Origin of the sequence: Staphylococcus sp. McC-251-APC-3A2, assembly GCF_009695665.1 — a bacterium.
In the GTDB taxonomy this organism is placed as follows: Bacteria; Bacillota; Bacilli; order Staphylococcales; family Staphylococcaceae; genus Staphylococcus; species Staphylococcus cohnii.
The window spans coordinates 126373-150193 of sequence record NZ_VUNO01000001.1 but is presented as its reverse complement, the minus strand read 5'-3'; the positions used below and the strand labels follow the sequence as shown (position 1 = coordinate 150193).

Annotated in this window: 20 protein-coding genes; 5 read left to right on the top strand and 15 right to left on the bottom strand. The window is 33.0% G+C overall.

Annotated features, from left to right (window positions below; translation table 11 throughout):
- Nucleotides 1-208 precede the first annotated feature (208 nt).
- From pyk to FYJ81_RS00800, 8 genes are all read right to left on the bottom strand, one after another.
- The gene (pyk, locus tag FYJ81_RS00835) at nucleotides 209-1969 is read right to left on the bottom strand and encodes a pyruvate kinase (protein WP_107383776.1); all 1761 of its coding nucleotides are present in this window, start codon (nucleotides 1967-1969) and stop codon (nucleotides 209-211) included.
- Between the two features lie 20 nt (nucleotides 1970-1989).
- A complete protein-coding gene (gene pfkA / locus FYJ81_RS00830; protein ID WP_019468622.1) occupies nucleotides 1990-2958 on the bottom strand; it encodes a 6-phosphofructokinase in 969 nt (322 codons plus the stop codon).
- A 393-nt stretch (nucleotides 2959-3351) separates the two neighbouring features.
- Entirely contained in the window at nucleotides 3352-4296 is a 945-nt protein-coding gene (locus tag FYJ81_RS00825) for an acetyl-CoA carboxylase carboxyltransferase subunit alpha (protein WP_107383778.1), read from the bottom strand.
- On the bottom strand, nucleotides 4289-5155 hold the full coding sequence (gene accD, locus FYJ81_RS00820; protein ID WP_107383779.1) for an acetyl-CoA carboxylase, carboxyltransferase subunit beta: 867 nt from the start codon (nucleotides 5153-5155) through the stop codon (nucleotides 4289-4291). The genes FYJ81_RS00825 and accD overlap by 8 nt, the downstream gene beginning before the upstream one ends.
- A 75-nt stretch (nucleotides 5156-5230) precedes the next feature.
- Complete coding sequence (locus FYJ81_RS00815) at nucleotides 5231-6463, bottom strand: NAD(P)-dependent malic enzyme (protein WP_107504887.1); 1233 nt, start codon at nucleotides 6461-6463, stop codon at nucleotides 5231-5233.
- Nucleotides 6464-6701: 238 nt separating this feature from the next.
- Nucleotides 6702-9905 (bottom strand): DNA polymerase III subunit alpha, encoded by a 3204-nt coding sequence (locus FYJ81_RS00810; RefSeq protein ID WP_107383781.1) that lies wholly within the window; start codon nucleotides 9903-9905, stop codon nucleotides 6702-6704.
- 20 nt (nucleotides 9906-9925) lie between these two features.
- A complete protein-coding gene (locus tag FYJ81_RS00805; protein WP_107383782.1) occupies nucleotides 9926-10861 on the bottom strand; it encodes a DHH family phosphoesterase in 936 nt (311 codons plus the stop codon).
- Nucleotides 10862-10897: 36 nt separating this feature from the next.
- Complete coding sequence (locus tag FYJ81_RS00800; protein WP_154409218.1) at nucleotides 10898-12190, bottom strand: DRTGG domain-containing protein; 1293 nt, start codon at nucleotides 12188-12190, stop codon at nucleotides 10898-10900.
- A gap of 224 nt (nucleotides 12191-12414) precedes the next feature.
- On the opposite strand from FYJ81_RS00800, the gene FYJ81_RS00795 reads away from it, so the two are divergent.
- Nucleotides 12415-12828 (top strand): universal stress protein, encoded by a 414-nt coding sequence (locus FYJ81_RS00795; RefSeq protein ID WP_019468615.1) that lies wholly within the window; start codon nucleotides 12415-12417, stop codon nucleotides 12826-12828.
- 144 nt (nucleotides 12829-12972) lie between these two features.
- Here the strand turns inward: FYJ81_RS00795 and FYJ81_RS00790 are convergent, their stop codons facing one another.
- Nucleotides 12973-13662, bottom strand: coding sequence for a metal-dependent hydrolase (locus FYJ81_RS00790; RefSeq protein ID WP_107383784.1), 690 nt, complete (start codon nucleotides 13660-13662; stop codon nucleotides 12973-12975).
- 204 nt (nucleotides 13663-13866) lie between these two features.
- On the opposite strand from FYJ81_RS00790, the gene FYJ81_RS00785 reads away from it, so the two are divergent.
- Nucleotides 13867-14919: a M24 family metallopeptidase gene (locus tag FYJ81_RS00785; RefSeq protein WP_107383785.1), complete on the top strand. Its 1053-nt coding sequence runs from the start codon at nucleotides 13867-13869 to the stop codon at nucleotides 14917-14919.
- The gene (locus FYJ81_RS00780) at nucleotides 14916-15545 is read left to right on the top strand and encodes a copper homeostasis protein CutC (protein ID WP_107383786.1); all 630 of its coding nucleotides are present in this window, start codon (nucleotides 14916-14918) and stop codon (nucleotides 15543-15545) included. The genes FYJ81_RS00785 and FYJ81_RS00780 overlap by 4 nt, the downstream gene beginning before the upstream one ends.
- A 113-nt stretch (nucleotides 15546-15658) precedes the next feature.
- Here FYJ81_RS00780 and ald read toward each other — a convergent pair whose 3' ends face one another.
- Nucleotides 15659-16774, bottom strand: coding sequence for an alanine dehydrogenase (gene ald, locus FYJ81_RS00775; protein WP_107383787.1), 1116 nt, complete (start codon nucleotides 16772-16774; stop codon nucleotides 15659-15661).
- Between the two features lie 150 nt (nucleotides 16775-16924).
- Between ald and FYJ81_RS00770 the strand changes: the two genes are divergently transcribed.
- On the top strand, nucleotides 16925-17428 hold the full coding sequence (locus tag FYJ81_RS00770) for a universal stress protein (protein WP_019468610.1): 504 nt from the start codon (nucleotides 16925-16927) through the stop codon (nucleotides 17426-17428).
- A 203-nt stretch (nucleotides 17429-17631) separates the two neighbouring features.
- Nucleotides 17632-18798 carry an esterase-like activity of phytase family protein gene (locus FYJ81_RS00765; RefSeq protein WP_107383788.1) on the top strand — a complete coding sequence of 389 codons (1167 nt, stop codon included), beginning with the start codon at nucleotides 17632-17634 and terminating at the stop codon, nucleotides 18796-18798.
- Nucleotides 18799-19142: 344 nt separating this feature from the next.
- On the opposite strand, the gene FYJ81_RS00760 is transcribed toward FYJ81_RS00765, so the two are convergent.
- The 5 genes from FYJ81_RS00760 to sppA all read right to left on the bottom strand — a co-directional run bounded on the left by FYJ81_RS00760 (nucleotide 19143) and on the right by sppA (nucleotide 23662).
- Nucleotides 19143-20342, bottom strand: coding sequence for an acetate kinase (locus FYJ81_RS00760; RefSeq protein ID WP_154409217.1), 1200 nt, complete (start codon nucleotides 20340-20342; stop codon nucleotides 19143-19145).
- Between the two features lie 87 nt (nucleotides 20343-20429).
- Entirely contained in the window at nucleotides 20430-21377 is a 948-nt protein-coding gene (locus FYJ81_RS00755) for a class I SAM-dependent methyltransferase (RefSeq protein ID WP_154409216.1), read from the bottom strand.
- A 158-nt stretch (nucleotides 21378-21535) separates the two neighbouring features.
- The gene (gene tpx / locus FYJ81_RS00750) at nucleotides 21536-22030 is read right to left on the bottom strand and encodes a thiol peroxidase (RefSeq protein ID WP_154409215.1); all 495 of its coding nucleotides are present in this window, start codon (nucleotides 22028-22030) and stop codon (nucleotides 21536-21538) included.
- Between the two features lie 90 nt (nucleotides 22031-22120).
- Complete coding sequence (locus tag FYJ81_RS00745) at nucleotides 22121-22660, bottom strand: RDD family protein (RefSeq protein ID WP_107383792.1); 540 nt, start codon at nucleotides 22658-22660, stop codon at nucleotides 22121-22123.
- A gap of 9 nt (nucleotides 22661-22669) precedes the next feature.
- A complete protein-coding gene (gene sppA, locus FYJ81_RS00740) occupies nucleotides 22670-23662 on the bottom strand; it encodes a signal peptide peptidase SppA (RefSeq protein WP_107383793.1) in 993 nt (330 codons plus the stop codon).
- Nucleotides 23663-23821 lie beyond the last annotated feature (159 nt).

The window sequence follows — 23821 nt, the reverse complement described above, 5'->3', positions numbered from 1 at the left end:
ATGAGAGACTACAGGCTCGAGCCATATCCCCAGGCAAGCATGCACGATCAAAATCGTAAGCTTTTAAATATAAAGAGGACCAATCCTTAGTATGGATTGGTCCTCTTATTTTGAGAATGAGGATTTATGTCCTAACCTCTCATTTTATTTATATCGTCATTTATGCTGCTTAATGCATGGATAAAGACTAATGGAAACGCCAATATGATTAAAGAACGTTCGCATATCCTTCGAATACTTTACCTTGATTTGCATCTACAGTAATCAAGATGTCATTTTGTATCTCTTTAGTCGCATTTTCAACACCTACAATTGTTGGAATACCTTTTTCTAGGCCTATAATTGCACTTGGTGACGTAATACCACTTTCTTCAGCAATTAAGCCACTTGCTTTTTCAATATAAGGGACGAGTGTTTCATCCACAGAAGTTGTTACAATGACCGTTTCACTTAAATCTTTGCCTTCAAGTTCACTCGCATCATTAACTACTAAAGTATTTCCAACTACTGAGTTTCTACCGATACCTTGACCTTTAGCTAACTCATCACCTACTAAATGTAATTTCATCATATTCGTAGTTCCTTTTTCACCAGTAGGTACGCCTGCTGTAATAATGATTAAATCACCATTTTGAACTTTTTCAGTTTCAACCGCTGTAGCAACTGCTGTGTTCAGCATAGCATCTGTTGTTTTACGTCCTTCTTTAACAACAGGATGTATACCCCAAACTAATGCACATTGACGCGCAGTTTCAGCATGAGGTGTAACTGCAATAATATCTGATTTAGGACGATATTTAGAAATTGTTCTAGCAGTTGACCCACTCTCAGTTGCTGCGACTATCGCTTTTACATTTAAATTTAAAGCAGTATGCGCTACTGAAACACCAATTGCATTAACTAATGAAGTTTGCACTAATTTAGTACGATCTGATAATAATCGTTTATAATCTTGTGCAGCTTCAGCTGAAATTGCAATATTACGCATTGTTTTAACTGCTTCTTCTGGATATAATCCAGCAGCAGTTTCGCCTGAAAGCATAACTGCGTCTGTACCGTCATAGATGGCATTCGCAACGTCACTTGCTTCAGCACGTGTCGCACGAGGGTTACGTTGCATTGAATCTAACATTTGCGTCGCTGTGATAACTGGTTTACCTAATTTATTACATTGTCTGATTAAATCTTTTTGCACCATTGGTACTGATTCAGGTGGTATTTCAACACCCATATCACCACGTGCAACCATTAAACCGTCTGAAACTTCAAGTATCTCTTTAATGTTATCTATACCTTCTTGATTTTCAATTTTAGGAATAATGTTAATGTTTGTATTTTTACCATCTTCAAGTAATCTACGAATATCTAATACATCACTTGGGCGACGAACAAAACTTGCAGCGATAAAGTCAATATTTTCACTTATACCGAATTTAATATCTTCAGCATCTTTATCTGTAATGCCAGGTAAACTTACTTTAACACCCGGTAAGTTTACACCTTTTTTATTTTTTAACTCTCCAGTATTTAAAACATCACAAACAACTTCACCGTTAGCTTTGTCTATTTGTTTTACTTGTAATTCAATAAGACCATCATCTAATAAAATATATGAACCTTCTTGAACATCATTTATTAGATTATCGTAAGTTACTGAGAATTTTTCTGGTGTACCTTCAACTTCAGTCATACTTACGATGACTTCCGTACCTTTTTCAAGTTCAATAGCACCATCTTTCATGTTGTGAGTACGGATTTCAGGACCTTTAGTATCTAATAATATAGCGACTGTTTTGCCCAATCTATGAGATACTTCACGAATTCTATCAATTCTAGCTTTATGTTCTGCATGATCACCATGTGAGAAATTCAATCTCGCAACATTCATTCCAGCCTTAATTAATTTCTCTAGCATTTCTTCAGACTCTGATGCAGGTCCTATTGTACAAACAATTTTAGTTTTTCTCATTATTAATGCCTCCCAGTATTTTATATCGATAATTCATTTGCTAAAGCAAAAGTTTCAAAATCAAATTTGTGTTCATTTGATCTGAATATTTCTTCAAATGATGTGTCTGTTAATTCATTGTTGCGGATACCAACACCAATTGCTGTTTTTCCTTCTAGCAATAAGTCTACAGCATGTCCACCTAATCGTGAAGCAAGTACTCTATCTGCGCCACTTGGACTGCCACCACGTTGGATATGGCCAAGTACAGATACACGCGCATCAACATTAATGTACTTTGTCAATTCTTTTGCGCAATCTTCTCCAGACATACAACCTTCTGCAACCATAACAATGGAATGTTTTTTTCCACGTCTTATCCCATTATCAATTTTCTCTGCTACATCTTTAATATCCGTTTCTACTTCTGGGACAATAATTGTTTCTGCCCCAACTGAAAGTCCAGCCCATAGAGCTAAGTCTCCACAATCACGACCCATAACTTCAATGATAAATGTTCTTGCGTGACTTGAGGCCGTATCACGAATTTTATCAACACAATCTATAATGGTATTTAAAGCAGTATCAAATCCTATTGTAAAATCTGAACCATTGATATCATTATCAATTGTACCTGGTACTCCTATCGTTTGAATTTCTTTACATTCTTCACTTATACGTTGAGCACCTCTATAGCTACCGTCTCCGCCGATAACTACTAGTCCTTCAATTCCTCTTTTACGTAAGTTATCTATAGCTTTTTTCCGAACTTCTGCTTCTTTAAATTCAGGACATCTCGCTGAATACAGAAAAGTTCCGCCACGTTGGATTGTATCACCAACAGAACCGAGCTCTAACTTCTCGATATCATCGTTTAATAATCCTTGATAGCCTTGGTAAACACCATAAACTTCAATATTATTATAAATCGCTTTTCTAACAACAGCTCTAATAGCCGCGTTCATGCCTGGTGAATCTCCACCGCTAGTCAACACTGCAATTTTTTTCATGACGACATACCTTTCTAACATGTATTTCTTATTCTAAAAATACCATAAAATCATAGAAGGTGCCATTAAAATAAGGCTTAGTAACTCATGTAAACGTTTTTAATTATAGTAAAAAAACATTTTACAATACGAAAGCGTTTCCTTTTACTTTATCTCATATTGTCAAAACAACTATACTTTATCATACCTTTAACTTCACTTTATTAAACAGACATCTCAATTTTCCATTTTACATTGCTTTATTCAATAAAAATAAGAGCACTAATATGAAATCAAGTATTGAAAACCTGACTCCAATTTCATGCTCTTTGAAAACCTTAGACTATTAATGCTTCATAGCTACTATGTGTACTAAAAAATGTTTTGTTGATGTAAACATTAAGTGCTTTTTAGTTATTCATTAAAAGATCCAATATTTCTAAATTTATCATAACGATCATCTATGATTTGCTGTTCATTAAATGCATTTAATTCACTCAAATGATTTAAAAATGCTTTTTTAATACTTTGTGCTTGCGTTTCAATATCATGATGAGCACCACCAAGTGGTTCTTTTAAAACCTCATCGGCAATTTTCAACTCATATAAATCTTCTGCCGTAATCTTCATTGTTTCGGCAGCTATTTGTGCTAAATTACTATCTTTCCATAGTAATGCAGATGCACCTTCTGGTGAAATAACAGAATAAGTACTATTTTCAAGCATTAATAAACGATTTGAAATACCGAGACCTAAAGCCCCACCGCTTCCGCCTTCACCTATTACAACTGCAATGACTGGCACTTTAAGTGCTGCCATTTCAATGAGATTTTTAGCTATAGACTCACTTTGACCACGTTCTTCTGCTGCTTTTCCTGGGTAAGCACCTTTTGTATCAATAAAAGTGAAAATAGGTCGGTTGAATTTTTCAGCTTGTTTCATTAAACGTAATGCTTTTCTATACCCCTCAGGGTGTGCCATACCAAAGTTACGATAAATATTATCTTTGGTATCTTTTCCCCGCTGTTGGCCAACTACTGTTACTGCTTGGCCATTTAAATATCCAATACCACCAATCATAGCTGGATCATCTCGAAAATTACGATCACCGTGTAACTCAATAAAGGAGTCAAAAATATGTGGTATATAATCTAATGATGTAGGTCTTTCTTGTAAGCGCGCTAATTGTACACGATCCCAAGGCTTTAAATGAGTATATACTTTTTTTGTTTCACGTTCTAAAGACGCCTCAAGCATATCAATTTCTTCCTGTAAGTCCACATCATTTTTTTCTTGTGATTCTTTCAACGATTCAATTTTATTTTTTATTTCAAAAAGTGGCTTTTCAAAGTCAAGCATTCGTTTTCACCTCTTGGTGCATTTTTAGAATATTAGAAAGTGTTACTTTCATTTCTTTTCTATGTACAACCTTATCTAGTTGTCCATGTTCTAATAAAAATTCAGCAGTTTGGAAGTCGTCAGGTAACTTTTCATTAATCGTTTGTTCGATTACACGTCTGCCAGCAAAACCAATGAGTGCTTTGGGTTCACTTAAATTAATATCACCAACTGAAGCAAAACTTGCCGATACGCCACCTGTTGTTGGGTTTGTAATATATGAAATATATAGCAATCCATGATCCATATGTCTTTTTAATGTAACACTTGTTTTACCCATCTGCATTAATGATATGATACCTTCTTGCATTCTAGCACCACCACTAGCAGAAAATAGGATGAATGGTAAACGGTGCTCAGTGCAGTGTTCTATAATTCTGCAAATCTTTTCACCAACAACTGATCCCATGCTCCCCATTCTAAATCGAGCATCCATCACAGCTACACCAAATTCAATGCCGTCTAAATACGCTGTACCAGTAACAACAGCTTCATTTAACTCTGTTTTTTGTTGGTCTTTTTGAATTTTTTCTTCATAACTTGGAAAATCCAATGGATTCGCAGAGGTCATTCCTTTGTCAAATTCTGTGAATGTACCTTCATCAGAAATGGCTTCAATTCTTTTATACGCTGTTAAAGCGATGTGATGATCACAATTGAAACATACGTTTAAATTTTCAGCTAATTCTTTGGTATACATAATCTTTTTACATTTCGGGCATTTCGTCATAATTCCCGCTGGAACATCACTTTGTTTTGAATCGGAAACAGTCACATACTTTTTCTTTTTACTACTTCTATTGAAAAAATCTTTAAACATTTTAAACCTCCACTTAACCATTACTGTCTTTCCAATATTATAAACTCAATATTTTGAGATCAGTATTCATGAATATTATTTATCTAAGTCTGTTAATTTCATTGTTTTATTATAAATTTCTTCTGGATCCATATCTGTTCTTGCTACCCCTGTTTCCATTGCTGCCTTTGCAACCTCTCTAGCAACAGAAGGTGCAACACGTTTATCAAATGGACCTGGAATACAGTAATCTGGATTTAATTCTTCCGGTTTAATTAAGTCTGCAATTGCTTCTACTGCAGCTTGTTTCATCTCTTCATTAATGTGTGTAGCTTCTACATCTAATGCACCTCTGAATATACCAGGAAATGCAAGTACGTTATTGATTTGATTTGGGTAATCAGAACGACCAGTTCCAATTACTTTAGCGCCTGCTTCTTTTGCTACATCAGGGTTGATTTCAGGGTTAGGATTCGCCATTGCAAATATAATTGGATCTTTAGCCATTGACTCAACCATTTCTTTTGTTAATAAATCAGCTACAGAAACACCAATAAATACGTCAGCATCTTTAATTACATCATTTAACGAACCTTCGACTCTATCTCTGTTTGTCCATTTAGCTACAAATGATTTTGTATCATTCATTCCATGGGAACGACCTTCATAAATTGCACCTTTGGAATCACACATAATCATATCTCTAACACCATATGAATACAGTAATTGAACAATTGCCATACCTGCTGCACCAGCTCCGTTAAGCACCACTTTTATATCCGATAATTCTTTATCTATAATGCGCAGCGCATTTATCATACCTGCAACTGTAACAATTGCTGTCCCATGTTGGTCATCATGAAAAACAGGTATTTTTGTTTCTTTTTTCAAACGCTCTTCTATTTCAAAACAACGTGGAGCAGAAATATCTTCAAGATTAATGCCGCCGTAGTTAGGTTCTAATAACTTCACTGTATTAACAATTTCATCTGTATCCGTAGTATTTAGTGCAATTGGTACACCATCTATACCTGAAAAACTTTTAAACAAAACTGCTTTACCTTCCATTACTGGAATACTAGCTTCTGGACCTATGTCACCTAATCCAAGTACAGCTGTACCATCTGTAACAACTGCGACTGTATTTGCTTTCATTGTATATTCAAATACTTTTCTAGGGTCTTCGTGTATTTCTTTACATGGCTCAGCTACACCAGGTGAATACGCTAAACTCAACTCTTCTTTATTGGTCACTTGAACTTTTGGTGTAACTTCTAATTTACCTTGATTTATTCTATGCATTTCTAGTGCGTCGTCTCTTAATGTCATGTAAACCTACCCCTTACATTCAATAATTTTAATCAGTCATATATATTTTTATTACAATCTAACATAAATTACAAATGTTATCGTTAGTATTAAATCCCAAGCATAAGTTGTATGTTAACTTTTGTAATAAAAACATATATTTTACATGAAGGATTGATGCCATCATTTAATATAAACTGATGGTAAGTTTCAACTTAACCATCAGTTTACTATATCATAGTTTATGGACTTGATAAAGTTAAATTATCCTTATATCCCACGGTGAGAACTTAGATATAAGCACTTCAATTTTTTCTTTTTCACGCGAGATAAAACCTATAATTTTAAATTGATTTTGTTTTTCTTGAAAATATTTCACTGGGATATCGTCTGCAGTTTCTTGTGAATTTAACCATTGTTTTATTTCCGATAAACTTTCAATATTTCTTATGATTACTTGTTTCGCATTTGCTAATTTATTGCTCTCAAATGACGCAACATTTTCTATTTGGTTAATAATAAGTTGCTTTTTATTATTTCTATTTTCAAATTTTCCTTTCACGATAAGCGTATCTGTACTGTTTAAATATACTTCAAATTTTTTATATGCGTCTGGGAACACCACACCATCTAAATTGTTAAGACCATCATTTAATGTAATAAATGCCATGTTTTGTCCATTTTTAGTACGAATACGTTTTAACTGGTCGATTTGAACAAAGATTGGTTGATTATCTCTGGCATTATTAAGTTTATAAATACCAAGATATTGTTTTTCTTCAAATGCTTTTTCTACAGGATGTGTAGATACATAAAACCCTAAATATTCTTTTTCATAATCACTTAACACTTGATCTGGTAGCTCTTCTTTTTCTTCATATGTTGTTTTAGGTGTCAACACATCGAAAATAAAACCATCTTGTTCAACATCGGAGACGTCATCTAACACTTGGTCAATAGACTGTAATAAAGTCGCTCTATTTTTACCAAATGTATCAAAAGCGCCGACTAATATTAATGCCTCAAGTAATTTCCTACTCTTTATTCTTTTAGGTATACGACGTGTAAAGTCAAAGAAATCTTTATACGCACCATTACTTTTTCTTTCATCTACAATGAGTTTAACACTTTGATAACCTATGCCTTTAATCGCACCTAAAGATAAATATATACCTTTATTACTTGCTTTATAAAACCAATGACTTTCATTAATATTAGGTGCTAATATATTTAATTGCTGATGTTTCGCTTCATCGATCATTTGTGCCGTCTTTTTTTCGCTACCAATTGAATTACTTAAAATATTGGCATAAAAATAATTAGCATAGTGCACTTTTAAATAACTCATAATATAAGCTATTTTGGAATAGCTCACTGCATGTGCACGTGCAAAGCCATAGTCTGCAAATTTTAAAATCAAATCAAAAATCTGCTTGCTTAATCGTTCATCATATCCGTTACTTAAAGCACCTTCCACAAAATGTTGTCGCTCACTCTCTAATACTGCACGATTTTTTTTACTCATAGCACGTCTTAATATATCTGCTTCACCATAACTAAAATGAGCAAACTTACTCGCGATTTGCATAATTTGTTCTTGATAAATAATTACACCGTAAGTAGTTTTTAATATGGGTTCTAAATCTTTATGCAAATATTGTACTTTTTCAGGGAAGTGTCTTCTTGTAATATAGGTTGGAATTTCTTCCATAGGTCCTGGTCTATACAAAGAAGTTACTGCCACAATATCTTCAAATTGTTCTGGCTGTAATTTTTTCAATACATTTCGTATGCCATCAGATTCTAATTGGAATACACCTGTTGTGTCACCCTGCGAGAGTAACTGAAATACTTTTGGATCATTAAAAGGAATGGATTCAATATCTATATCAATATTCATATCTCTTTTTACTTGTTTAACTATTTGATGAATAATGGATAAGTTTCGTAAACCTAGAAAATCAATTTTTAAAAGGCCAATACGTTCAGCTTCAGTCATGGTCCACTGCGTCAATAACCCCGTATCTCCTAAGGTTAATGGTGTATATTCATATAAAGGATGATCGTTTATAATGATCCCTGCTGCATGTGTTGACGTATGTCGTGGCAATCCTTCTAACTTTTTACAAATTTCAAACCAGCGTTCATGCCGATGATTTCTATGCACAAATTGTTTAAATTCAGTTTTCTCATATGCCTCATCTAATGTAATACCTAATTTATGAGGGATTAAAGATGAGATCTCATTTAATGTTATTTCATCAAAACCCATAATTCGACCTACATCTCTTGAAACTGCCCTCGCTAATAAATGACCAAACGTCACAATGCCAGCAACGTGGTTATCACCATATTTTTCTTGTACGTATCTAATCACTTTTTCTCTATGCGTATCTTCAAAATCGATATCAATATCTGGCATAGTAACACGTTCAGGATTTAAAAAGCGCTCAAATAACAAGTTATATTTAATGGGATCAATCGTCGTAATATCTAATAGATAACTGACTAAGGAGCCAGCAGATGAACCACGACCCGGACCGACTAATACATCATGAGTTTTGGCATAATGGATTAAATCACTAACAATTAAAAAATAATCTTCAAAACCCATGCGTGTAATAATCTCATATTCATGATTAAGCCTGTCATCGTATTTTTGTAATGATGCTTTAGGTAAATTTAGTTGTTTCAAATTTTGTTGGAGAATTTGATAAAGGTAATCTTTAGACGGTTGGTTATTCGGTGTCTTGAATTTAGGTAATAACGATTGATGATATTGTAGTTCAGCATTACAGATGGACGCGATGTAATTTGTATTTTGCCAAATTTGCTCATTTAAATTAAACGCATCCAAATCGGTCCGACTATACATATGTGCATTATAATTATGAACTTCTTTAACCAAATCTAATTTCTCATTATTTTTTATAGCAGCTAAAGCCGTTAAAGTATCCGCATCATCTTCATTTAAATAATTTGTACTTTGCGCCCATACAACTGGAAAATCTAATCGTTGTTGGCTATTGTGATTTACAAATATATCTTCTTTATCAGTGAAATTTTGTAATATACTTTGGTGTGCTTCCGTAACATTTTTAAATATGATAACCAAATGATTAATATATTTATTCAGCCACTCTATTGGTGTTTCAGTCTTCTCTTTCATTTTTATGGCAGAAGATAATTTAAATAAATCTTTTAGACCTTGATTATTTTTAGCAAGTACTATAGTTTCAATTGATGATAAACCATCTGTAAGATAAATCGTCATTCCAAATAAAGGATGGATATTTGCTGCAATACACGCGTCATAAAATTGAGGATAACCATATAAAACGTTTGTATCTGTAATTGCTAACGATGTATAACCTTCTTTCGTTGCTTTCGCAATGACATCTTTAATTTTAATACTTGAATTCAATAAGTCATACGATGTATGAACGTTTAAATGCGCAACCATCAGCAAATACCTCCTTAATCTTACAATTTATTATTTAATGCTTGTGCTAATTCTTCAAATTGCTGCCAATCTGCAACTGAAACACCAGATGCATTCGGATGACCTCCACCACCAAATGCATTAGCAATATCATTAATGACGATACCTTTAGAACGAATGCGACATCTAATTTCGGAACCTTCATCTACCGCAAACACCCATATTTTCAATCCTTGAATATCAGCAATCGCATTGACAAAAAGCGAAGCTTCATTCGCTACAATATCAAATTCCTCAAGTACATCTTTGGTGATTTTCACTTTACAAAAACCTTTTTCATTTAAATCAAAATTCTGTAAAACATGGCCTTGAAAAGGTAATAGTTTTGGATCTTTTTCCCCTAATTTATTCAATTCTTGTTGATGGTTAAATGAATATTTTAATAATTGGCTTGCGACTTCCATAGTATGTGGTGTTGTATTATTAAATAAAAACCGTCCAGTATCTCCTACAATACCTAAATATAATACTCTTGCTACAGAATCATCAATTAGTGATTGATCGTTAAAATGACTTATAAAATCAAAAATAATCTCACTCGTTGATGATGCTTGATCATTCACATAGTTAATATCTCCGTATTGGTCAACTGCTGGATGATGATCTATTTTAACAAGACGCTTGCCAGCATTGAATCTATGGTCACTGATTCTAGGAGAATTAGCAGTATCACATACGATAACCAATGCTTCGTTATATTGGTCATCACTAATATCATCAAAAGTACCGATAAAATCAAGTGACGGTTCTCCTTCTCCTACTGCATAAATATTCTTTTCTGGAAATTTAAGTTTCAAATAATTTTTCATTCCAAGTTGTGACCCATAAGCATCTGGATCTGGTCTTACATGTCTATGTATGATTACTGTTTGAACCGCTTTTATTTCATCCATAATTTGATTAAATTCTATCGTCATTTTTATCTTCCTTTTTTAAAGTTATATATGTGCCTTTTAATCTATCATTTGACAAATAATCATTGCTTTTGCAACTTGTTTACCATCACTTGTCATCGTTACTTCTAATTTAGCAAAATTTCTTCCTACATCTAACATATCATAATGTACATTAATTTCAGATTCAATTTGCACAGTCTTAATGTAAATGATATTTAAACTTTCAATCATTACTTCAAGTTTCTTTAATTTTCGCATTTCATAACGCACAGTTTCTTCAATAATAGCTACAAACACCGCTTTACTCAGTGTACCAAACTGATTTGTAAGTAAAGGCGAAGTTTGTACTTGAATATCATCATTTGCAATTGTAATATGTTTAGCTACTTGATCATTAATGGTTTCGCCTACCTGGGGCTGACGACTCAGTAATTGCATTGCTGTCAATACATCTTTTCTTGTAATTACACCAATTAATTTTTTGCTTGGTGAAATCACTGGTAATAATTCGATGCCTTCCCAAATCATCATGTGCGCACAATTTACTACTGTAGTTGATAGTTGTACATTAAGCGGAGACTTAGTCATAAAATGTGCTAAAGTATCCTTGTCTTCCATTTTAATTATTTCTTTACTCGTAATGATACCAACTAAGCGCCAATGTTCATCAATAACTGGGAATCTGGAGTGACCTGTGCGTTTTGCTTTTTCTTTATAATCGTGCAAAGTCATATTATCAAAAACCACAGTATCTTCATTCACAGATTTCACTATATCTTCGACGACTAATATTTCTTTCCGAATCATTTGATTATACATCGCTCTGTTAATAATATTCGCAACTAAATATGTATCATAATTAGATGATAGTATTGGTAAATCATGTTCATCAGCATATTTGATTATTTCATTGGACGTTCTAAAACCACCAGTAATCAATACTGCACTTCCTCTTTTCAAAGCGGCTAGTTGGACATCTTTTCGATTTCCTACAATCAACAATGTATGTGGACTTAAATACTTTACCACATCTTCAATTTCCATTGCGCCAATAGCAAATTTTGTTAATGTCTTGATGAGGCCATTTCTTCCTCCTAATACTTGTCCATCAATTATTTTTACAATTTCTCCAAATGTAAGTTGTTCAATTTGTTCACGTGTTTTCTTTTCTATTCGGACAGTACCAACTCTATCGATTGTTGCTACTAAACCAATTCTACCGGCATCTTTGATCGCACGATAAGCTGTCCCTTCAGAGACATTTAAATCTTTCGCTATTTTTCTAACAGAAATTTTTTGCCCTACTGCTAAAGATTCGATATAAGATAAAATTTGCTCATGCTTTGTCATTGTAATAACCTCATTTTTGGACATTTTCTATGATATTATAACTTTTTATAACTAAAATTGCGATTTAATCACTTAAAAAATATATTTTAACTTTAATTATGACATATATTCACTAAGATATTAATATCTATAAAACTTTTTACTCTGTTAATATGAAAACATATAATTTTTAATTTGATTTGTGATAAACTCTAATTAGAATAGAATTAAGGAGGGATGGAATAATGTTTAAAAATATTTTACTTGGTGTTGATACAACACTTAAAAATGAAAAAGCACTTAAAGAAGTTTCTAAGTTAGCTGGTGAAGACACTGTTGTAACAATTCTTAATGCAATCAGTGAGCAAGATGCACAAGCATCGATTAAATCTGGTGTTCATTTAGATAAACTCGTTGAAAAACGTAGTAAAGGGTTAGAAAGCACTCGAAATACACTCGATGAGTATGGCATCAAATATGATGAAATCATTGTGCGTGGTAATGCCAAAGAACAATTGGTAAAAGAAGCAAATAGTGGCAAATATGAAATAGTTGTCCTCAGTAACCGTCGTGCCGAAGAAAAGAAAAAATTCGTACTAGGTAGCGTGAGTCACAAAGTTGCTAAAAGAGCAAGCATCCCTGTGCTTATTGTAAAATAGTATAGCGATGTAATGACTGGGATAATCATCTCATTGCAACAAATGGTGCAATCCCATAAAAACAAAGAAAACGCCAATTTCTACTATGATGTTAGTGAAATTGGCGTTTATATTTTAGTATAAACTGTTGATATCGCTATCACTCTAAAGTTGAACTGCGTCACCTGGGTTTAATATCTGTACTTCACCTTCTGAAACAGCTGACTTGAAGTCATCTGGATTTTGTTTGATTAAGTCAAATGTATTGTAGTGAATTGGTACTGTAATTTTAGGTTTAATGAACTGATTAATTGCAAAACTAGCATCATCAATGCCCATTGTGAAATTATCACCAATTGGAATAAAACAAATGTCAACCGGATGACGTTCAGCAATTAATTTCATGTCACCAAATAATCCTGTATCACCAGTATGATAAATCGTCTTGCCTTCTATTTCTAAAATTAGCCCCATCGGCATTCCTAAATATACGGGAATACCATTGTCATCAGTCAAGCTAGAACTGTGAAACGCTTGTACAAACTTAACCGTTCCAAAATCAAATTCTGCTTTACCACCAATATTCATAGGTCTAACATTTTCAACATTTTTAGTAGTCGTTAAATAATCACCTAATTCTGCTGAACCAATAACTGTTGCGTGATTTCTATTTGCTAATTCAATCGTATCACCAAAATGGTCTCCATGACCATGTGTTAAAATAATATAATCAACTTCTAAAGTTTCAGCATCTAAATCGGATAAATCGTTGCCCGTAATAAATGGATCAACAATTACTTTTTTGCCATTCGCTTCAAAATAAATCGTTGATTGTCCGTGAAAAGATAATTTCATATCGATAATTCCTCCCATAAAACTGTTTGTTTTATATATACCACAATTATTAACAGTTATAACACGCTTATATCAAAATACGCGCTTATATTTGATAATTCTTTAATAATTTTAGCAATATACCTTATTTCAACATATTATTTTTGAATTCCTTACACAACTAACATAAAATTAATATAATCATATATTTAGGAGGCAGTAAAAATGAAGTTACAACAAGTTAAAGAATCATTAAAATCACAACAAGCTGACGCAGCATGGATTACTACCCCATTGAACATCTTTTATTTCACTGGCTATTTAAGTGATCCTCATGAACGTTTACTAGCTTTATTAATCAAAGAAAATGGCGATCAAGTCCTATTTTGTCCACAATTAGAAGTCGAAGAAGTAAAGGCTTCACCATTTGATGGTGAAATCATTGGTTACCTTGATACAGAAAATGCATTAGATAAATATCCTTTTACTTTCAATAAAATGTTAGTTGAAGCGGCACACTTAACTGTGCAACGTCAACGTGAATTAATCGAAGCTTATGATGTAAAAGCGTTCGGTGATATTGATCAAACAATAAAATCATTACGTAATGTTAAAAGCGATTCTGAAATTGCTAAAATTCGTAAAGCTTGTGAACTTGCAGATAAATGTATTGAAATTGGGGCAAGTTTCTTAAAAGAAGGTGTGACAGAACGACAAGTTGTTAATCACATTGAATATGAAATCAAAGCTTATGGCGTTAATGAAATGAGCTTTGATACGATGGTCCTATTCGGCGACCATGCAGCGTCACCACATGGTATACCTGGTGACCGTCAATTACAAAATAATGAATTTGTATTATTTGATTTAGGTGTCATTTATGATAACTATTGTAGTGATATGACAAGAACAATTAGATTTGGACAACCTAGCTCAGATGCTCAAAACATATACGATATCGTATTAAAAGCCGAACAAGAGGCAATCGCTGCAATTAAACCTGGTGTACAAATTAAAGATATAGACGCTATTGCTCGAGGTATTATTACAGATGCTGGGTACGGAGACTATTTCCCTCATCGATTAGGACATGGTCTTGGATTAGAAGAACATGAATATCAAGATGTTTCTAGTACAAATACAAATGAATTTGTACCAGGAATGGTTGTAACTGTAGAACCTGGCATCTATGTGCCTGGTGTAGCTGGTGTCCGTATAGAAGATGATATTCTCGTAACTGAAAATGGAAACGAAAGTTTGACAGGTTACGAAAAATGATTAAAGAAGCCGTAGTCGAAACAATCCAACAAGTTGAATATGCGATTGAAAATGGCGCAGATCGTGTTGAATTGTGTGATCACTTACATGTCGGAGGAACCACGCCAAGTATAGGAATGATTGAAATTGCTACTGAAATTTGCAAAGCAAACAACATAGAAATTGCTGTCATGATTCGTCCACGCGGCGGTGATTTTGTATATAGCCTATATGACTTTGAAATTATGCAGCGAGATATTAAAGCAATTAAATCATTTGATATTGATTATTTTGTATTCGGTTGTTTAACAGATGATAACACATTGAATGAATGGCAAATGAAAACTTTAAAACAACTAGCATCACCGATACCTGTTGTTTGCCATATGGCGTTTGATGAAATACATTTAGAAGGTCAGGTAAAAGCATTACACAAATTAATTGAACTTGGTTTTAGTAGATTATTGACACATGGGGGTCCAGCTGATACTAATATTTTTGACAATTTAAATCAGCTTGGTAAGTTGGTCGTGAATTCTGGAGGAAAGATTGAAATCATGCCCGGTGGCGGTTTAACAAAATCTAATGTTCAAGAACTCATTAGTGCATTCCCTTTTCAAGAGGTACACGGTACAAAAATTGTATGACATAACAAATTTACTCGGCACTAAATTATAATAAATCGTATTAAACCTGAAATTAAAAACTGGTAACCTCTGCTATATAGAAGAGATTACCAGTTTTTGTTTGTTATTTTTTATTATTTTAGAGTACTTTCCACATTAGAATATGGTAAATTCAAAGCTTCACCTACACCTTTATTGGTTAATACCCCATTAATTGTATTTAAACCTAATGATAAAGGTTCATTATCTTGTAATGCTTTTAAATAACCTTTTCCCGCAATTTGTAATGCATAAGGTAACGTTGCATTATTTAATGCAATAGTAGAAGTACGTGGTACTGCACCAGGCATATTAGCCACAGCATAATGTACAACACCATGTTTTTTATATGTTGGATCGTCATGTGTTGAAATACGATCAGTCGTTTCGAAAATACCACCTTGGTCTATAGCAATATCAACGATTACCGAACCGTCTTTCATAGATTTTACCATGTCTTCAGTAACTAGGTTTGGTGCTTTGGCACCTGGAATTAATACCGCACCGATGACTAAGTCACTATTTTTAACACATTCTTCAATATTTAATGGATTAGACATAATTGTGTGTACACGGCCATCAAATAAATCTTCAAGCTCTTGTAAACGCTTAGGGTTAACATCCAAAATCGTTACATCGGCACCTAAACCTAATGCAATTTTAGCAGCATTTGTACCAGCCTGACCGCCGCCGATGATCGTTACGCGACCTTTAGCTACACCAGGTACACCACCAAGTAAAATGCCCATGCCGCCTTTATATTTTTGTAAAAATTCAGCACCAATTTGTGCAGACATACGCCCTGCTACTTCACTCATCGGCGTTAATAATGGTAATGATTTATCTGGCAATTGAACTGTTTCATAAGCAATGCCTATTACTTTATTATCTAATAAAGCTTGTGTGAGTTTCTTTTCATTTGCTAAATGTAAATAAGTAAATAGTATTAACCCTTCCTTAAAGAATTGGAACTCTTCTTCTAATGGTTCTTTAACTTTCATAACCATATCAACGTTCCATACTTCAGCCGGTCCATCACCAATTTTAGCCCCAGCTGTAATATAATCATCGTCTTCAAAATATGAACCTAAACCAGCAGATTTTTCAACAATAACTGAGTGGCCTTGTTCTACTAATGCATGTACACCACTTGGTGATAAGCTCACCCTATTTTCATTGTTTTTAATCTCTTTCGGAATACCTATTATCATTTTATCCACCTCCAAATTTATAGTAACGCGTATTATATGAAAGCGCAATCATAGTTTAGAGTATTTTTACAACATGTATTAAGGCGAATTATGTTAATATTCTGTAAATAGTGGTATAATATAAGCAAGAAGATGAAGGAGGTAATTGTGATGCTAACGTATAAAAATATTTTAATCGCAGTCGATGGATCACATGAAGCTGAATGGGCATTTAATAAAGCTGTAGAAGTTGCAAAACGTAATGATTCAAAACTAACAATCGTAAATGTTATTGATTCAAGAACTTACTCTTCTTATGAAGTTTATGATGCACAATTTACTGAAAAGTCAAAAAACTTCTCTGATGATTTATTAAAAGGTTATAAAGAAGTGGCAACGAATGCTGGTGTTACTGAAGTTGAAACAAGACTAGAATTTGGTTCACCTAAAGCAATCATACCTAAAAAATTGGCTGCTGATGTTGATGCAGATTTAATTATGTGTGGTACATCAGGTTTAAACGCAGTTGAAAGATTTATCGTAGGTTCTGTATCAGAAGCAATTGTGCGTCACTCTCCTTGTGACGTGTTGGTGGTACGTACAGAAGAACTTCCTGAAGATTTCCAACCACAAGTAGCTACAGATGAATTCAGATCCAAGTATCAAGCACATTAACGATAAAGTTCAACTTATTTAATAAAACATTCAGCTATAGAAAAAAGATAGTTTACACTGTATATCGTGATAAACTATCTTTTTTTCTTAATCATCTTAACATCGCCTGTTTAGTTGTTAAGAAATTGTTATATCATCTTCAAATGAGCTTCATATCAAGCATGTAAAATAGGATTAAGAAATGCCATAAAGGAGTTAATGATATGAACCAATTTAAGAGAATGATGATGCTTAGTTTATTTATAAGTACTTATTTTATTTCTGCGTCAACGCATACATATGCTTATACTGATAATGTAAAAAATGAAAAAACGGCTTCTCAATTAAAATATATTGATACAGAAACTATTCCTTATAATAAATCATTCAAAAATACAAAAATAGGCGGTCTTTCTGGTATTTCTTATGATGCTAAATCCAAAAAGTGGTTAATGATTAGCGACGATCGCTCAGAAGAAAATCCAACTAGGTTTTATGAGGCCCAAATCAATTACAATAAACATAAATTTAACAAAATGAAATTCACACAAATGCACTATTTAACACAACCAAATGGCACAAAATATCCAAGTAAGTCATCATATAAGAAGCGGCAACATGATGTTGTTGCTGACCCTGAGTCGATAAGAATTGACCCTTTAAATAATAAACGTCTGCTTTATACTAGTGAAGGCGATCGCGAACTTGGTTTCAATCCGTTTATAAGGACAGCTACTAGAAATGGCACATTTATTAGTAATCTTCAAATCCATAATCCTATTAAAATGGAACCTCAGAATAAACATGGATTTAGAAATAACCTCGCATTAGAAGGTAGCAGTTTTTCCGAAGATGGTAAGTATATTTGGACTTCTATGGAAGCACCTTTACTTCAAGATGATCAATTACCAACTATAAAATCAGGCGCTAAAACACGCCTAACAAAATATAATCGTCAAGGCGATGTTATTTCAGAAAAGCCTTATAATCTAGATCCAATTCCAAAAAAACCAGGAAAAAATAAAGATGCTGAAAATGGAATTTCTGAAATTTTAACATTGAATAAAAAGGAATTACTTGTACTTGAGCGTGCCAGTGTTCAAGATAAAAATAACAATTTCAAAAATTATATACGTATTTATAAAATTGATAGCACAAGCGGAACAGATACTAAAAATATCAAATCACTGCAAAAGAACCATGTAACACCGGTTAAAAAACAATTAATTGCAAATCTTAATGAGCAAGACATTGGACATATTGACAATATAGAAGGTATGTCCTTTGGTCCAAAATTACCAAATGGTCACGACAGTTTAGTCCTTATATCAGATAATAACTTTAATCAAAAACAACAAACGAACCTTACTGCATTTGAAATAAAACCTTAAGAATTGAAAAAAACAGCTATTATTTTGGAATTCATATATCTATTTAAATTAAAGGTAAATAAGTAGTTAAAATATAAATTTTAGGGATTATGAAATATGCTAACGCCCGGGGAAATGATATGAGCGAGAGACTACAGGCTCGAGCCATATCCCCAGGCAAGCATGCACGATCAAAATCATAATATTTTAAATATAAGAGGACCAATCCACATTAAGGATTGGCCCTCTTATTTATAAGCTAGACATTTATATCATAGATTTTAATTTTTAAACATTATTTTATTTCTTAAACTGTGTCAAAAAACTATCGTGCATTTTAATCTATCATACTTTTGATATCAAATTTATTCAAGATTACCAAATTTAACTACATCACGTGCAATCATTACCTCTTCATTTGTAGGGATAACAATAACTTTTACAGGAGAATGTGGATAGTTAATGAAACCTTCTTCGCCATGAATCGCTTCATTTTTCTTAGCATCCCAATAAACACCCATAAATTCTAAACCTTCTAAAACTTTTGCTCTAACAGGATCAGAATTCTCACCTACGCCTGCAGTAAAGATGATTACATCTACACCGTGCATACGTGTCGCATAAGAACCAATATATTTATGAATTCTTGATGCAAACACATCTAATGCTAATTGCGCACGCTCTTTACCTGCTTTTGCCTCATCAATAATATCTCTTAAATCACTTGAAGTACCAGAAATACCTAATAAACCAGATTCTTTATTTAATGTATTCAGAACTTCTTCTGCATTTTTTCCTGTTTTTTCCATAATAAATGGTATTAAGGCAGGGTCAATATTCCCTGAACGTGTACCCATAGTAACACCAGCTAATGGTGTGAATCCCATTGAAGTATCAACAGATTCTCCACCATCAATTGCAGCAATGGATGCTCCGTTACCGATATGACATGAAATCATGCGTAATTCTTCAATCGGTTTGCCTAAAATTTCAGCTGCGCGTTGTGATACATATTTATGACTTGTTCCATGGAATCCGTACTTACGAATACCATAATCTTCATAATATTGGTATGGTAAGCTGTATAAATAAGATTTCTCTGGCATTGTTTGATGGAATGAAGTATCAAAGATAGCTACATGTGGAATTTCTGGTAATAATTTGCGAAAAGCACGGATGCCCATTAAATTTGCAGGATTGTGTAATGGTGCTAGTTCACTTAATGACTCAATTTGTTCCTCAACTTCATCTGTAACATATACTGAATTTGGGAATAATTCACCACCATGTACGACACGATGACCTGTTCCATCGATATCATAAATGCTATCAATTACACCATGTTGTTTGAAGCTTTCCAACATAATATTAACCGCTTGTTCGTGGTCTGTAATATCTAATGTTGATTTGTGTTTTTCTCCGCCTAATTCAATAGTAAATACAGAATCTTTTAATCCAATACGTTCAATAAGTCCTTTAGTAATAATCTTTTCTTCCGGCATTTCAATAAGTTGAAATTTCAATGATGAACTACCAGCGTTAATAGCCAAAATTAATTTTGACATAGCATAATGCCTCCAATTTAAATTAAGTTTTTTTATATCCATATCTATTTAATCATTAATACAGTAAGAATTCAAGAATATTACAGTTTAATTTTCAGGATGATTTTCCATCATCCAAGCATTTAAATCTTGTAAAAAAGCTTGGAATTGTTGAGGGCTTTTGAAATCAGGTATATTAGCTAACAGAACCTCTACAGGCTTTGTTACATTAGTTTCTTTTTTCTGTAGAATGAGTATCGACTTACGCGCTTTTTCATTTTTAAACAGTGTAGATGGCAAGTTTAGAAAAGCTTGCATTTCTGTTTCTGTTGCAATGAAATTTTGTAACTGTTTCACATTCGTACCCTCGAATAAATTACTAGGTACTACTAAAAACGCATATCCTGATGCTTTTAATGCTGTTACTGCTTGTTCAATTAATAAATAGTGAGAAAAACTATGTCCTTCTTCAAAACCTAAGTCCATTTCTTTACTTCTATCATCCACTGGATAATATCCTATTGGTAAATCACCAATAACAACATCTGCGTCTTCAAAAGGAAGTGGCATGATAGCATCTTGAGGATAAACATCAAATGGGATTTCTAAAAAGTTTGCTAAATGTACACTCACACGAGATAATACTGGATCAACTTCAACAAGATGATGCATAACTGTATGTTCAGTTAATACTTCATGTACAGAAGCGCTCAAATGTCCAGCCCCACTTGCAATATCTGCGACATGAAATGCTTCTTTATTTTTTAAAAAACGCTCGGCAAGGAATCCTAGAATCATTCCAATTGAATCAGGTGTAATTTGATGGTTTGCTTGAATATCTTCTTTTTGCATTAGATTTAAATAAGCAAATTGAAATGCCTTACGTCTATCTTGTAATGTAGCTTGTTCCAGCAATGATCTTTGATTAGTATAAACATTTTCCATTGCAAAACCTAAATTTTCTATGAAACTTTGACCATTCTCTTCATTTAAAGATTTGGTTTTTTCATCAAGTGCCTTAAATAATTGTTCCATTACTGTTTCTTCTTGTGCCATTTAAAAGTCCTTTCTAAAAAAACTGTCCATAATTTAATTGAAATTAAGTCAGTACCCTAACTTATATTACCAAATAATTATGGACAGTTTAATTTATAATGTCAACGATACTGTTTTATGAGTTTTACTAGTATAATCATGTGACAATATTATATAATTTATAGACTACGATAAGCTTCTAATGCAGCATCAAAGTCTGGGAAATTTGTGCCTTCAGAAACAATTTCAGTATAAACTACTTTATTGTTTTTATCTAAAACGAAAACAGAACGTGCTAATAAACGTAATTCTTCCATAACAACACCGTATGTTTTACCGAAAGATAAGTTTCTATGATCGCTCAATGTGATTACATTTTCTAAGCCATTTGACGCACACCATCTTTTTTGTGCAAATGGTAAGTCTGCAGAAATTGTTAAAACTACACCATCTTCTTTAGCAGCTTCTTCATTAAATTTACGTGTTTGTTGATCACAAACACCTGTATCTATAGACGGAACAACGCTAATTAATTTTTTTTGTCCGGCATAAGTTTCTAAATTAACTTCATTTAAATCATTATCTAAAACAGTAAAATCTGGCGCATATTCTCCTTTTTTTACTTGTGAACCATATAGTGTTACTGGTTCTTGTTTGAATGTAATTTGTGCCATGTTGCACGCCCTCCTATTAAATAGTTCTTACTACCATAGTATACCCATCTATCGTCTCAAAATAAACTCATAGATAACTAAAGTTTACTTTTATTTTTTAAAATAAAATAATTTTTCGTATTTATTTCTGATTACGACCGTGTCAGCGAAGATATCATGAATACCTCTGTGTTTATTTGTAAACAAAATAACTAAGTAAGGTAAATTAAATAACACGCGACTTATAATACGTCCAATCCACTCCCTAAATAACACATCTGCCCATGTAAGTGATTGACGATCTATCCTTTCTACCCGAATGTTACAAATCATTTTACCTATCGTTTGTTTGAAAAATTTAGTTAATAATACAAAGTATAGATAAAATACAACCGCATCTAAAATGTGTCCTAGGCTAAAATATTCAATCCATAACTTAAGTTCATCAATATGCGTAAAATGATATATCGGTTTCAATATCAGACCCTGTATACCAAATATAATGAGTAAATCAATAATAAAACTCCAAAACCTTATACCAAAACCTGCATATACAGACTGTGCTAATTGTTTATGATACATTGCTTCTATATCAGATTTATCATTTTCTGGAGTTGTCTGTAAAGTTTGTTCATTTGTATACTGCTCCATTTTATACACCTAACCTTTATATAGATACATAGGTTCAGCTTCTGTATCATTGCTTATAATTGATTTCAAATCACTTAATTCATTTTTGAATTGATCTAGTGTTGATTTAGTTGAATAGATAGAACTAAACCAGCCTTCATCTGCACTATATTTAAACACTTCTGCATCCTTTGCTTTTATGTCATTTTTAAGTGCTTTTAACGCATTATCGTTATAACCAATTTCATCAATCAAACCGTTCTTTTCGGCTTGTTGCGCACTATAAATACGTCCATCAGCTAACTTTTCAACCTTTTTCTTTGGCATATCTCTACCTTCTGCAACAATATTAATAAATCTTTCATAACTATCATCTAATACAGATTGCAAAATATCTTTTTCCTCATTAGTCATTTCTCGAGAGCTACTCATAATATCTTTATGTTCACCAGATTTAATGACATTTTCCTTAATGCCTAGTTTTTCTTGTAATCCAGAATAATCAACATTTGACATAATAACGCCAATGGATCCAGTAGTAGATTGAGGGCCAGCATATATTTTATCGGCAGGAGCAGAAATATAATATCCACCAGACGCAGCCATCGCATCCATATGTACATAAACTTTTTTATGTTTTTGTTTTATTTCTTCAATTTTTTTATAAATTTCATCACTTGGGTATGTACCTCCGCCAGGTGTATTAACGGTTAATAAAACACCTTTTATCGAGCTATCTTTTTTCACTTTATCCAACTGTTTAAGAAATGCTTCATGATTATAACCAGAACTTCCAAACATTCCTTCACCAGTACCTTCACTAATTTCACCATTTAAAGTTAGGTGTACAATGCGTTTTGAACTGTCACCTTCTGATTCTACCGTTTCAGTAAAAGGATCCATTTCCGACATGCCATCTTCACTAAAAAGCGAAGATATCACAGTAGATATCGAACTCATAACAATACCACCAAGCACGATTATTACGGCAAGTACTATTGCTATTATTCTTTTTTTCGACATAACGTATTCACTCCCAGAATATTTTTTCAATCGTTCCAAATACAATTTAAACATAATCAATTAAACAATGTATACCTTTATAAGAAAAATAAAATAAGAGGAAGATCTGAGTGATATAGAAAACAAATCGTTTTAAAATGAAAAAAGCTGAGACATTTT